This is a genomic window from Leptolyngbya sp. AN02str (assembly GCF_050565595.1).
Lineage (GTDB): Bacteria > Cyanobacteriota > Cyanobacteriia > Elainellales > Elainellaceae > Kaiparowitsia.
Genome location: NZ_JBNXVR010000006.1, coordinates 123,526 through 136,520 on the forward strand (window position 1 = coordinate 123,526; position 12,995 = coordinate 136,520).

A 12,995-nucleotide genomic window follows, 5' to 3' on the forward strand; every position below is an offset into this window, starting at 1 on the left:
GTGCTCGCTGTGGGGATTCATCGGCTGATGCATGGCTGAGGGATAATTGGATATTTTGCGAACTTTTACTCCGTAAATCTCAGGGATGAATCGTGATGAATCGGCAGCAGTCCCCCTTTTGACGGGCAGACGGACACACAAAACACATTGACGCTTGGCTGATGAACAGTCATAAATGGCAATATCAGATATTTGCAAAAAACGGCTGAGCCTGATGTCTAATCAGGGTTTCAGCCGTTTCTTAGAAAGGGTGAGCGAAAGGAATGCGAAGGCTAGTTCACTTCAGGAGAACCCTTTAGCCTGTAATACCTTCTTGCTCCTCAAGGGGTTGGGGTTGGTTACCGTGAATCTCGTCATCGGCAGTGGAGGGATCTTTGGGTGGGAAGAAGTGATCGGCCAACTGCTTCACGATGATGTACAGAATCGGAACCACAAACAAACTAAGGAAGGTGGCAATGAGGTAACCTCCTACCAATGCGGTGCCGAGCGACTGGCGGCTGGCGGCTCCGGCTCCTGTGGCGATCGCCAACGGAAAGAAGCCCACCAAGCTAGAGATTCCCGTCATCAAGATTGGTCGGAGTCGTTCTTGCGAGGCTTCGATCGCAGCTTTGGTAATCGTGAGGCCTTCCTGTCGCAGCTGGTTCGCGTATTCCACAATCAAGATCGCGTTCTTACTGGCAAGACCAATCAGCATCACCAAGCCAATTTGCACGTATACATCGTTGGGAAAACCACGCAGGAAAACTCCACCCAGCGCTCCCAAAATGGCCAACGGCACCGTGAGCAGAATGATGACCGGGTCAACAAAGCTCTCGTACTGAGCCGACAACACCAAAAACACCATCACAATTCCAAAGCCAAAGAACAGCGTGGATTGGCTACCAGACTCAATTTCCTCGAGTGCCGTTCCCGTCCACTCAAAGCCCAAGTTGCGCGGTAGCACTTGCCCCACCAGCTGCTCCATCGCCCGAATCGCCTGTCCCGAACTCTTGCCAGGAGCGGCGCTTCCCTGCACCGAGATAGACCGAAACAGATTGTAATGGGTAATTGTTTGGGCGCTGGTGGTGGGTGTGAGGGTAATGAGGTTCGACAGTGGCACCATTTCATTGTTGAGCGATCGCACATAGAGCTGGTTCACATCTTCTGGATCGGCGCGAAACTGCTCATCGGCCTGCACATACACCCGGTAGGTACGTTGCCCCAGGTTGAAGTCATTGACGTACTCGGCTCCTAGATAGCTCTGCATCGTGTTGAAAACATCGCGAATATCCACATTCAAGGCTTTGGCGCGATCGCGATTTACTTCCACCAGCAGCTGCGGCGTATTAGCCGTAAAGGTTGAGAAGACTGCCATCAAGTTGGGATTTTGGTTCGCGGCACCCAGTAACTGGTACATATTGCCGACAAAGTCCGACAGGGGCAGATTGCCTCGTCGATCTTGCAGCTCCATCTGGAAACCACCAAAGTTGCCTAACCCTTGAATTGCGGGCGGATTCAGCGAAAAGATGCGCGCATCGGTAATGCCAAAGAACTTGCCCTGCACCCGTTGCAAAATTCCCTGAACGGTTTGCTGCGCTCCTTTGCGTTCTTCCCATGGCTTGAGCAGGGTAAACATAATGCCCTGATTAGGAGCCACACCCGCAAAGCTAAAGCCTGTCACTGCAAAGTTGGAGGCCACCTCGGGTTCAGCACTCACCAGCTCCGAGGCTTGATCGGCAATGCGCTTGGTGTAGTTAAGCGACACGCCCTCCGGTGCCTGAATCAGCGTAATAAAGTAGCCCTGGTCTTCCTCCGGTAGAAAGGAGCTAGGCACAATGCGGTACACAAAGCCCGTCAGCACCAACGCTGCAACAAACAGCGCCAGCACCACATATTTCAGCTGGGAGAGGAGGTTGAGCGATCGCTCATACCGCACCCGCACCCGGTCCAAGAAACCATTAAACCGATCAAACTGTCTGCCTAACCAGCCATGCTGCTCAGGCCGAGGACGCAACAACAGAGCCGACATCGCAGGCGAAAAGGTAAGCGCATTAAAGGTTGACACGACAATGGAAAAGGCGATCGTGAGGGCAAACTGTTGGTAAATGGCTCCCGTAGTTCCGGGAAATAGGGCTACGGGAATAAACACAGCCATCAGCACAAGCGATGTGGCAATCACGGCCCCTGCCAGTTCATTCATCGACTCGATCGCCGCCCGAAATGGAGAGAGCCCCGCGTCTACCTTGGCAGAAATCGACTCCACCACCACGATCGCGTCATCCACCACCACACCCGTTGCCAAGGTCAAGCCAAATAGCGTCAGCGTGTTGAGCGAGAACCCAAACAGTTTGGTGAAAATGAACACCCCAATCAACGCGATGGGAATGGCCATGGCTGGCACCAATGTTGCGCGCCAATCTTGCAGAAAGATGAACAGTACCAATACCACCAGCAGAACGGCGGTAAATAAGGTAAACACAACGTCCTGAAGCGATCGCGACACAAAGGTGGTCGCATCAAACGCAACGGCATAGTTGATACCGGGAGGAAATGCCTCGGAGAGATCGGCTAGGGCATTGCGAACCGCCTCCGATGTGGCGATCGCATTGGTTCCGGGCCGCTGCGTAATCCCAATCCCGGTTGCCTCAATCCCGTTGTAGGTCAAGAAGGTGCCGTAATTTTCGGCCCCCAGTTCGACTCGGCCCACATCACGGAGCCGCACCAAGCTGCCATTCTCCGAAGTAGCAACAATCAGATTTTCAAACTCACCAACATCCTGAAGGCGGCTATCAGCTCGCAGATTGAGCTGATAGTCTTGGTTGGGGTTGGCAGGTTGCGCTCCTAACTGCCCCGCACCCACTTGAATATTCTGTTCCCGAATCGCATTCGACACATCCTCGGCCGTTAGCCCCCGTGCAGCCAAACGGTTGGGGTCTAGCCATATGCGCATGGCATACTTACGTTCCCCAAAAATTTGCAACGAACCAACGCCTCGAATGCGGCGCAAAGAGTCCGCCATGTACTGGTCGATGTAGTTGCTCAGGAAGGTGGCGTCATACTGTCCCGTTTCGTCAAAAACGGCGATCGCCATCAAAAAATTACTCGACTGCTGCGAAACCGTGACCCCAGTTTGGGTAACTAGCGATGGCAACCGAGGCTCAACCCGCGAGACCAAGCTTTGCACATTCACCGTTGCCAAATCTGGGTCAACGCCCCCTTCAAACGTTACGGTAATTTGGCTGGTACCATCGCTGCCACTGCTGGAGCTAATGTACTTCATCCCCTTCACACCGTTGATCTCTTGTTCGATCAAGTTGGTGACAGCGCTTTCAACGGTTTCAGCATCGGCACCGGGATAGTTGGCTGTTACGACGACCTGCACCGGGCTAATTTCGGGAAACTGAGCCACGGGCAACGTGGGTGCTGCGATCGCCCCCAGCAAAACAGTGATGATGGCGCAAACGATGGTGAAAACCGGACGTTTGATAAAAAAGTTGACGAACATGAGACAGATGTGGAGAAGGGACTGAAAACACGATCAGGAACGGACAATCCAGACAGTGAATAGCAAATCGTGAAATAGTGAATCAGGCGATCAGAATGAAGGAAGAACAATCCAGGGGTGACCGCCTCACAACTCCTAGCAACTTGTTGGACAAACCTGGGGCAAACTTACTGCTGGCTCACTGGTTGCCCTCTAGAAATGGGAACCCCATCTTGCAAATTCAAAATGCCTGAAACAATGACCTCTTCCCCAGGCTGCACCCCAGAAATGACCTGATAGCCATTGCCTTGAATGCTACCCAGCGTGACCGGACGCTGCCGAGCCACCAGCATGGGTTCCCCGTCGGGGCCGGGTTCTTCCCCGGTTTCCGCTACATAAACAAAAGTTTGTCCAGCAATTCGGGTGACCGCCGCTGTGGGTATTAGCAAACCAGGACTGCTTTCCCAAATCACCCGAGTCCGAACAAGCTGGCCATCCTTCAAGCTGCCATCGTTCGCAAAGGTGACGCGGGCCAGTACGGCCTGGTTTTGGGTTGTCACTTCTGGAGAAATAAAGCTAATTCGTCCGCGCACTGCGGCGTTGCCTTGGGCGTCGAGCAGTTCCACAGGCATTCCAACCCGCAGCTCGGGCGCGCGCTCAATCGGCACCGAAATGTTGAGATCCAGTGTGCTGTTCTGAATGATGCTGGTAATGGCATCACTGGGGGTGACAAAATCGCCCACCTTGGCTGGCACATTGCCCACCACGCCAGCAATGGGGGCCAGCACTCTTTGATCGCGAACCCCCTCTGCCGCAACGGCCTGATCGGCACGGGCACGCTCAAAGCGGGCTTGGGTTTCGGCAAGGGCGGCACGAGCAGCACCAACTTGCTCTTCGGCAGCCCTTAAGGCGGCTTGAGCCGTGGCACGAGCATTCACCGCTTCATCCAAATTTTGTTGGGCAAAGGCTCCTTCATCCACCAGAATGCGAATGCGGCGCAGTTCCGTTTCTCGCAGGGTTACGTCGGCGGCATTGCGATCGCGCTCTGCCTCGGCGGCTCGTAACTGGGCCGTCGCTGTAGTGACAGCTGCTCGCGAGGCTTCCACATCTGCCACGGCCCCCGACAGTTCTGCCTGGGTGCGATCGGCACTCAGTTGAGCAATCGGCGTACCTGCCGTAACTTGTTGGCCCGGCGCTACAAAAATCTCGACAATTCGACCCGATACCTCAGGCCGCAACGCAACCCGATCCGAGGCTTCGAGCGCCCCCACAAACTCGGATGCCTCCTGCACCGTTGATGCTTCGAGCTGCTGCACTTCCACAGGAAAAGCCGGTGGACCGCCCATCATGCCAGCCGGTGGGCCACCGCGACAAGAACTGAGCATCAGGGTTGTTGCCAAAGCAGTGCCCAAAAATCGCCCTGAGCGTGGAATGGTGAACTGTTTCATCGAAGCTCTTGAAGATTGAGAAGAACAAGTGGTGAACGGTGCGAAGGAACCCATCACATCTAAAGATGAACAAACAAAAGATGATGAACAAACACGGTTGAGACCGCCACAACCATGCAATGTTGAGCAAAAATGATGTGTAGAAATGGCACGGAGTAAAAGGTTCCTGCTCTACAAAAACCTTTACATCGGGCTGATTGGGCAATCGTACCGGAGCCACCCTTGGGCTGCATCACCCGATTGGATCAATCGACAATCGGGAGCGGGATCGCGCTCCACCAGCCAAGGCTGCGCGACATTATCCTTTTTTGCGAGGATTTTGCGACCCAGGCTTAGCTTTATAAATCCTTTATAAAAGTTAAAAAGTAATTCTGTGTTGAGTAACAAGCGATAGGCGCTGAAGGTTAGGCGATAGGCCACCCGCGCAGTTGGCAGTGAACTCGCGCCAGGTGCCACATGTAGTCTTCCGGTTGGGGAAAGGATTGGGTTGCGATCGCCACAAATTGCTGAGCCTTATCCCCACGACCAAACGCTTCGTGGTACAGCCCAACATAGAGGTGCGCATAGAACTGGCCGCGATCGCCCAGTTGCCCCCCCACCTCCAACACCTGCCCAGGGGTCGCTGCTTGGGCACACAGTTCATACACCAACTGCATCACCCGGCGGCCATCAGACTGCACCGATGTTGCAATCGGCGTGAGCACCCGTCGAGCCGCGTCACCATCGGTGAGGCGAGCTTCGCACAAATAGCGCCACACCGTTTCTTCAATATCATGCAGGTTCACTTGTAGATCCCGCTCAAACTGGGCAGCCCCCTCTGCAAACTGGCCTGTGTAGTAATACGCTAAGCCTCGCTGCCACAGATACGGAGTTAGATTGGGTTCCAACACTTCGGCCTGGTCAAAATCGGCGATCGCTCCAGTCACATCCGCCAGCTTAAACCGGGCCATTCCTCGGCGAACATAGGCCGTCGCTGGCCCACCCTGACTTTGGATCATGCCGTCCCAATGGGCCAGCTCGGCACGCAAATTTGCGATAAGGGAGCTATTCATAAACGCTCTTCGTGCGAAAAATGAGGATTCAATATCTGGTCGTGTTTCAAATGTTTGGTTATTGGTTAGGGAAGGGGTGCGATGCACCCCTTCCCTAACCAATAACCAAACGTCTAGAACATCACCCAATATCTCTTGAAGGAACATCAGTCAGGACATCCCAACGGGAAAATCTAACGTTTTGATTTGAGGATTTTTAAGGTACCAGGCCATCCACATGGGCTCGCTCAACTAAAATTCTAAAACCGCAAGCCTGGGATGATTCAAGAATCTAAAACCGCAAGTCTTAAACGATTCCAACCATCGATTGAATCGATGGTTGAGGCATTGATCTGAATCTGCATCAGGCCAAAAGACATTCCATCGGCGACTGGTGCATTCCCAGCACACTCGATCGCGCTTGTCGGCTCAGGGAAAAACTGAACAGCGGGCGATCGCGTCCTCTTATCTCCTCTGCAAGCCTTGCTATCCTCCCCAAGCCTTGAAATCGCTAGAAAAATTTGGTGCCGACAGCTTAACGTTTCGTTACTAAAGTCATGCTTGCTGAGGATTCCATCAGCCCAAAGATGTAAACTAGAGCACCAAAAAGCCTGTCGGATGGGAGACGGCAAAGGTAGGTGGGCTGCGTAGGGTAGAGAAGAACAAACGCAAACATTCATGAACTGTACGCCCTCGTACAATTCAACCGGAGGAACATGATGAGTAAACTATCCAAGCGGCTGTTTTTGGGTGTGATGGGTGTTGGTGCAGCAACGATTTTGGCAGCTTGCGCCGAACCAGACACCACCGCTACTGACTCGACCGCACCCGGTGCAACTGCAGAGTCGCCTGCAGGAACCTACGAAGAACCCGTAGCTGGCGCTCCTGCAACGGATGCTGCAGGTACCGAGACAATTGATCAAGTTGTGGCTAACGACGATTCTTTCAGCACGCTAGAAGCGGCTATTCAGGCTGCTGGCGCTCAAGACATGCTGAGCCAGCCTGGTCCTTACACCGTCTTTGCTCCCACCAATGAGGCTTTCGAAGCCCTTCCTCCCGAAACGCTGGATGCTTTGTTACAGCCTGAGAACCAAGAGCAACTCCGCCAGATTCTGGCCTACCACGTAGTGTCCGGCGAGGTTCCTTCTACCGAAATTACCCCCGGCGAAATTTCCACTTCTGAGGGTCAGCCCCTGAATGTGGCTACCGAAGGTGCGAACGTTATCGTTGGCGAGGCTCGTGTGGTTGAGCCCGATATCGTTGCTAGCAACGGCGTAATCCACGCCATTGACCAAGTGCTGCTACCCCCCAACTTGCAGCTCTAAGATTCCTGTGAGTGTCATAGAGAGCTTGCAACGGTAGATTTCTTCCCCAGGAATCGACATTGCATTGACTGATTCCTTAGCCCGAACGAGAGTGTTTCCCCTTCTTTCCGCTGCGAAAGAAGGGGATTTTTTCTGATTTGATTAGAATTTACGCACGTCATCCGAAAAACCAGGGATTGAATGATGTTTGCGGGGCTAAGCGGCCCAAGCATCATTCACCTGCGCCAGTCGTGTTGATGATTCAACCGGGATGAACAAGCGAGGGAGAAACTATGAATGGGCGATCGCTCCAACGGGTGTTGAATTGAGTTCCCCAAGGACTCTTAGCAGCGACGCTCCACTTCCTGAATTGGCCTACATTTTGCGTCAGGTTTGGCCTTTTACTATAGACTGTAGACCAATGATTTCCGGCTGATTTTCGCCCCATTTCTTCCGGTTTTACATCCATCGTCGCTGCCCAACTTTCTTCGCTTAACTCTGTTATGAATCTGGCCGATCTTGCTTTCACTTCAGCCCTTGATCAAGCACGTATGATTCGCCAGGGGGAGATATCACCCTTGGATTTAACAGAGCTATATCTGCAGCGGATTGAACAGCTCAATCCATTGCTGGGGAGCTATTTCACCGTATTGGCAGACTATGCGTTGGAAGATGCCGCTACGAAAACGGAGGCACTCGCAAATTTGGGAGCCAATGCAGACCCCTTACCGCCCTTTTTTGGTGTGCCCATTTCCATTAAAGACCTGACTCCCATGGCGGGTGTGCCCTGTAGTTATGGAATCAAGGCTTTGCGCGATCGCATGGCCACCGAAGATGCTGGCGTTGTGACCAAGATTCAGCAGGCGGGCTTTGTCGTTTTGGGCAAGACGGCAACCTCGGAACTTGGGGCGACCCCCTACACCGAGCCCAAAGGTTTTGCACCCGCACGCAATCCCTGGAATGTGGACTATACACCGGGGGGCTCTAGTGGGGGTGCTGCCGCAGCCGTGGCGGCGGGGTTGTGCCCGGTTGCTCACGGGTCCGATGGTGGCGGCTCAATTCGTGGACCAGCCTCTTGCTGTGGATTGGTCGGCATCAAGCCATCACGAGGCCTGGTTTCCCATGCGCCCATTGGCGATAAGCTCAGTGGTCTTGCCATGGATGGGCCAATTGCCCGCACCGTTGCCGATGCTGCTGCTCTACTGGATGCCATGTCTGGGCCAATTGCGGGCGATCCTTACTGGCTACCGACGCCAGAGCAGCCCTTTGTAACAGCCGTGAACCAACCCATAAAGCCACTACGAATTGGCTTTTTAACCGCGTTGCCACCGATGGGCGAGTTTGATCCGCTGTGCAAAAAAGCCGTGATGGAAACGGTGCAGCTGTTGGAAGAGATGGGCCACCGAGCCGAGCAAATTACGCTGGATATGACCGATTTGGTGAAGCCGCTGATTACGGTGTGGCAGGCAGGAGTGGATATGGGGGTGCCCTGGTTTTTGATGAGTCGGCTGAATCGCTGGTTGCTCAAGCGATCGCGCCGAAATTCGGGTGGGGTATACCTAAGAGCTGTGATGCAAATGCAGGCGATCGCCCGTCGCATCGTCACCCAACTGCAAGACCTGGATGCATTGGTGCTGCCCGTGTACATGCATCCCACCATTCGGGTTGGGGAATGGAAACGCCTCCGAACCGCCCAAATGTTTGACAAGATTGTGCACTGGGTTGCGCCCTGCCCACCGTTCAACGCAACCGGGCAACCCGCGATCGCCATCCCTACCGGATTTACTCCCAACGGCTTACCCATTGGAATACAGCTCGTCGGCCAACCCGCCAACGACATGACCATCATTGCGATCGCCGCTCAAATCGAAGCTGCGCGACCCTGGAGCCAGCATCGTCCCGCGATCGCGGTAGAGGGGGAAGAGGGGAGTAGGGAGTAGGAGTTAGGATTTGGGATTTAGGGACTTGGGGTGGAAGTTCTCCCGCCACAGGCGGAAGGCAAAGGAACCAGAGGTGCTGAAGTGTTTCAGGTGTATGTCCGGTATATTCCCAACTCCCCACTCCCGATTCTCTCTCTAGCCCCTGCCCCCTAACCCCTAGCCCCTCGGCTTAGTATTGAACACGGCCCAGGCCACAAAGGCCGCAAAGGCGAGGTATCCAAGTACGGCCAACCAGTCGAGATAAGTGGTTGAGATGGTCAATTGTTGCATGGTGGAAGGATCATCTGGTTGTTACACATTTCCATAGACCGGAACGACTGCCCCGCGCATGTCTTGTGCAGCTTCTGAAGCCAAAAAGCAAATGACGCCTCCTAGAGATTCGGGTTTGACCCATTGGGCGGCATTGGCAGCCCCCATGGCGGCGCGGTTTGCTGGAGTATCGATGACGCTGGGCATGACGACATTTGCGGTGATGTTGGTGCCACGGGTTTCGTCGGCGATCGCCTGAGTCAGCGCCACCACCCCCGCCTTGGAAGCACAGTAGGCCGCCAGTTGGGCACCCGGTTGCACGGCTCCGCGAGAGCCCACCGTAACAATGCGTCCATAGTCCTGGCCTAGCATTCGCCGCAGACTGTGCTTACATACCAAAAACGTGGTTTCCAAATTGAGCTGAAAGTCTTTTTGCCATTGCTCCAGGCTGTATTCGTGGGTTTTACCCATTGAAAAGCCACCCACCAAATGAATCGCGGCATCCACACGCTCCATCTCATCAATGAGCTGCTGCACCGAGCGTTCATCGGTAAGGTCGGCGGGCACAAACCGCACCCGTGCCAAGTCTGCCGGCGCCAAGCGCCCCTTTAGCCGCTCCGATTCTTGAGCATTGTGCACGGGAATGGTGACCGAGCTCGCTCCCTGCTGCAATACGGTCGGTGTCACCCCCAAGCCCAGGCCGCCCGTTCCCCCTGTCAACAACACGTGCTTTCCCTTCATGGCGAATTCCGTTGCCTCTTACTGGATGCAATCTTACTCAATCACAGCTTTTCTTCGAGCGGCTTACAGAATTCTTCAAGACCCATTTTGTGGACATACAGCAGCATTGGCACCGCCAGACTGATGGGAATTGATGTTTCGGCCACCAGGGTATCTAGTGCATCGGGAAACGCGCCATCGATGAGTAACGTGCGGAGCGCACTGCTACAAAGCTGCACGCGCCATCGCTTGGCAAACCCATCAAGCCACCGTTCCGATTCGGTGGGTTCTTGCCCAACGCGCAACGCCAGGGAGATCGCGGCATCTTCCAAGTCTCCTTCGCAGTCGCTAATCACGTCGAGCGATCGCTGCGCCGCTGCATTGTCGGCAAGCAGGGCGCGATACTGCTCAATTTCATCAAACGAAACAATCACCATTCTGCCAATGTATCACTTTGGTATGGGTTCAACGCAGGTGCCAGTTTGCCAATCTTGGGCTGCCATTTGCAGCAAACCAGCGCTTAGGGAATGATAAAGCAGCAACCTGTTACCACTGGCGTTTATTTAGGCCGTTCCCTATGTCTGCACTCGGTTTTTTGTTTCTGGCGATCGCCAGCGAGATTACTGCCTCCACCGCCCTCAAGGCTTCCAATGGGTTCACCCGCCCAGGGTTGGGAATTGTGGTGGTCATTGGCTACAGCTTGGCGTTTTACCTATTTTCTCTCAGCCTCAAGCACATTCCGCTGAGTGTGGCCTATGCCATTTGGTCGGGAGCAGGCATTGTTGGCACCGTGCTGATTGGTGTGTTCCTGTTTCGAGAATCCTTAAACTGGGGCAGCGTGATGGGCATTGCCATGATTCTGGCAGGCGTCATGGTACTCAATCGATTTCTCGAAAACTAGTGTCCGCTCGTGCCTCAACATCAGTTGGCACGCCTGCCTTTATGCGCTCACCAAATCGGGCTTTGCTATGCGATCGCAAGCCCGATTTCCAGTTATTCCACAAGGCACCGTCCTTAGGCGATACACCCAACCCTAGACCTCTACGGGCGACTGGGGTTTATGAGCGGGCATGTGGTACTCACCGTCATCTCCAATTTCAACCGACATCAAATCGGCTTCACCGGTAATTAACCGTGCGCCGCGACTGCGGGTGAAATAGTTCCAGCCCCATTGCAGCATCACAATCATTTTGTTGTCGTATTCGATGAGGTAGTAGATGTGGGCAAATACCCAAGTGAGCCATGCCATAAAGCCACTGAATTTGACAAAGCCCAGATCCACAACTGCCGCATTTTGGCCAATCACAGCTAGACTGCCTTTGTCCTGATAGACAAACGGGGCGACGGTTTGGCTGTTGACGCGGTTTTGAATGAGATGGGCCATATACTCGCCTTGCTGCATGGCCACAGGAGCCACTCCCGGCAAGGGGCGATCGCCCTGATGGGCAAAGTGCGCCAAATCGCCAACCACATGGATATTGGGATAGTTCGGCACGCTCAAGTCGGGTTCGACAATCACTCGTCCGGCGCGATCGAGCTGGGCTCCAGTCCGTGCGGCCAAAATTTTGCCCATGCCAGATGCCTTCACTCCTGCCGCCCACAAGATAGTTCTCGCCTCCAGGCGTTCTTCTGTATCGCCCTGTTTTAAGGTCACGGTGTGCTCGGAAATATCCGTCACTAGCGTGCTCGTTTTAACCGTGACTCCCAGATGGGTCAGCGCTTCTTTGGCCTTGGTGGATAGCTCTGGCGCGTAGGGCGGCAACACCCGATCCATTCCTTCCAACAACAAGATTTGAGCCTCGCGGGTATCAAACTTGCGGAAGTCTTTGGTGAGGGTATGGAATGCCAACTCGGCGATCGCTCCTGCCAGTTCCACGCCCGTTGGGCCGCCCCCCACCACCACAAACGTTAGCCACGCTTTGCGCTTTTCGGGATCGGTTTCCTTTTCCGCCGCCTCAAATGCCATAAAGATACGTCGTCGAATTTCTAGCGCATCCTCCACCGTTTTCAGCCCAGGAGCCATCTCTTTCCAGTGCTCATTGCCAAAGTAGAAATGGCTAACGCCCGTAGCCACGACCACCGTATCGTAAGGAACGCGCCCCGTTTTGGTCATAATTTCCTGAGCGTGGGGATCGAGATCCACCACTTCATCCATAAGCACATGCACGTTTTTGTGGCGATTCAGCACCGCCCGCAGCGGGGACGAAATATCGGCCGGAGAGAGCGTTCCCGTTGCCACTTGATACAGCAACGGCTGAAACAGGTGAAAGTTGCGCTTGTCAATCAGGGTAACGTCCACATTGCTTGACCCCAGAGCCTTTGCGGCATACAAGCCACCAAACCCGCCGCCCACAATCACCACACGGTGTTGAGTTGCTGTGTTCTGTGCTGTCATGGGGCACGTCCTCGCTAAGGGTTTGTTAAAGGGTTGGCTGGTGGGCTGATTGCTCAGCCCATGTTTGCACACAGGCAGGTTTGACCTGCTCTATCTAAGCGCAATCAACTGTTACAGAAATGTTGCCTAAACTGCAATCTTATGCATTTGGCAGGATTTTATTTACCTTAGCCAGCGATCGCCAAGGTGGCAACGATAGAAATTAGTAGATCTGACCGATTCATTGGGTAAACGGGCTTGTGCAAAAAACCGCTGAGCCACCCTTCACAACCTGAATGAGGGCTCAACGGATAAATCAAACGGATAGAGCAAACGGGCGCACTTCGGGCACAATCCATGGGGTTGGATGATGGGCTATCGCGAAGTCCATATCACCCATACCACTGCGCAGTAGGTGTCAGTTTTTCGGCTTTACGGTTGCCAGATTTGATGCCGCGACCGAATC

10 protein-coding genes are annotated in these 12,995 nt (G+C 54.1%); 4 read left to right on the plus strand and 6 right to left on the minus strand.

The annotated features are described in order from the left end of the window. Window positions 1-295 precede the first annotated feature (295 nt). From ACQ4M4_RS06580 to ACQ4M4_RS06590, 3 genes are all read right to left on the minus strand, one after another. Complete coding sequence (locus tag ACQ4M4_RS06580) at window positions 296-3,484, minus strand: efflux RND transporter permease subunit (RefSeq protein WP_430683681.1); 3,189 nt, start codon at window positions 3,482-3,484, stop codon at window positions 296-298. Window positions 3,485-3,651: 167 nt separating this feature from the next. Then, window positions 3,652-4,911 carry an efflux RND transporter periplasmic adaptor subunit gene (locus ACQ4M4_RS06585; protein ID WP_430683682.1) on the minus strand — a complete coding sequence of 420 codons (1,260 nt, stop codon included), beginning with the start codon at window positions 4,909-4,911 and terminating at the stop codon, window positions 3,652-3,654. Window positions 4,912-5,315: 404 nt separating this feature from the next. Further along, entirely contained in the window at window positions 5,316-5,963 is a 648-nt protein-coding gene (locus ACQ4M4_RS06590; protein ID WP_430683683.1) for a tetratricopeptide repeat protein, read from the minus strand. A 373-nt stretch (window positions 5,964-6,336) separates the two neighbouring features. Between ACQ4M4_RS06590 and ACQ4M4_RS06595 the strand changes: the two genes are divergently transcribed. The 3 genes from ACQ4M4_RS06595 (at window position 6,337) to ACQ4M4_RS06605 (ending at window position 9,186) form a co-directional block, all read left to right on the plus strand. Continuing rightward, the gene (locus tag ACQ4M4_RS06595; protein ID WP_430683684.1) at window positions 6,337-6,495 is read left to right on the plus strand and encodes a hypothetical protein; all 159 of its coding nucleotides are present in this window, start codon (window positions 6,337-6,339) and stop codon (window positions 6,493-6,495) included. A gap of 163 nt (window positions 6,496-6,658) precedes the next feature. After that, window positions 6,659-7,267, plus strand: a complete 609-nt coding sequence (locus ACQ4M4_RS06600) for a fasciclin domain-containing protein (RefSeq protein ID WP_430683685.1) — start codon at window positions 6,659-6,661, stop codon at window positions 7,265-7,267. 557 nt (window positions 7,268-7,824) lie between these two features. Next, window positions 7,825-9,186, plus strand: coding sequence for an amidase (locus tag ACQ4M4_RS06605; protein ID WP_430683686.1), 1,362 nt, complete (start codon window positions 7,825-7,827; stop codon window positions 9,184-9,186). A 291-nt stretch (window positions 9,187-9,477) separates the two neighbouring features. On the opposite strand, the gene fabG is transcribed toward ACQ4M4_RS06605, so the two are convergent. Then, entirely contained in the window at window positions 9,478-10,176 is a 699-nt protein-coding gene (gene fabG, locus ACQ4M4_RS06610; RefSeq protein WP_430683687.1) for a 3-oxoacyl-ACP reductase FabG, read from the minus strand. A gap of 41 nt (window positions 10,177-10,217) precedes the next feature. Then, window positions 10,218-10,592 (minus strand): hypothetical protein, encoded by a 375-nt coding sequence (locus tag ACQ4M4_RS06615; protein WP_430683688.1) that lies wholly within the window; start codon window positions 10,590-10,592, stop codon window positions 10,218-10,220. A gap of 140 nt (window positions 10,593-10,732) precedes the next feature. On the opposite strand from ACQ4M4_RS06615, the gene ACQ4M4_RS06620 reads away from it, so the two are divergent. After that, complete coding sequence (locus tag ACQ4M4_RS06620; RefSeq protein ID WP_430683689.1) at window positions 10,733-11,056, plus strand: DMT family transporter; 324 nt, start codon at window positions 10,733-10,735, stop codon at window positions 11,054-11,056. Window positions 11,057-11,188: 132 nt separating this feature from the next. Here the strand turns inward: ACQ4M4_RS06620 and ACQ4M4_RS06625 are convergent, their stop codons facing one another. Next, complete coding sequence (locus ACQ4M4_RS06625) at window positions 11,189-12,550, minus strand: NAD(P)/FAD-dependent oxidoreductase (RefSeq protein ID WP_430683690.1); 1,362 nt, start codon at window positions 12,548-12,550, stop codon at window positions 11,189-11,191. Window positions 12,551-12,995 lie beyond the last annotated feature (445 nt).

Bases quoted from the DNA above. Each gene is read 5' to 3' on its own strand.
- ACQ4M4_RS06580 (WP_430683681.1), bottom strand. From the start codon at position 3,484: ATGTTCGTCAACTTTTTTATCAAACGTCCGGTTTTCACCATCGTTTGC.
- ACQ4M4_RS06585 (WP_430683682.1), bottom strand. From the start codon at position 4,911: ATGAAACAGTTCACCATTCCACGCTCAGGGCGATTTTTGGGCACTGCT.
- ACQ4M4_RS06590 (WP_430683683.1), bottom strand. From the start codon at position 5,963: ATGAATAGCTCCCTTATCGCAAATTTGCGTGCCGAGCTGGCCCATTGG.
- ACQ4M4_RS06600 (WP_430683685.1), top strand. From the start codon at position 6,659: ATGATGAGTAAACTATCCAAGCGGCTGTTTTTGGGTGTGATGGGTGTT.
- fabG (WP_430683687.1), bottom strand. From the start codon at position 10,176: ATGAAGGGAAAGCACGTGTTGTTGACAGGGGGAACGGGCGGCCTGGGC.
- ACQ4M4_RS06615 (WP_430683688.1), bottom strand. From the start codon at position 10,592: ATGGTGATTGTTTCGTTTGATGAAATTGAGCAGTATCGCGCCCTGCTT.
- ACQ4M4_RS06620 (WP_430683689.1), top strand. From the start codon at position 10,733: ATGTCTGCACTCGGTTTTTTGTTTCTGGCGATCGCCAGCGAGATTACT.
- ACQ4M4_RS06625 (WP_430683690.1), bottom strand. From the start codon at position 12,550: ATGACAGCACAGAACACAGCAACTCAACACCGTGTGGTGATTGTGGGC.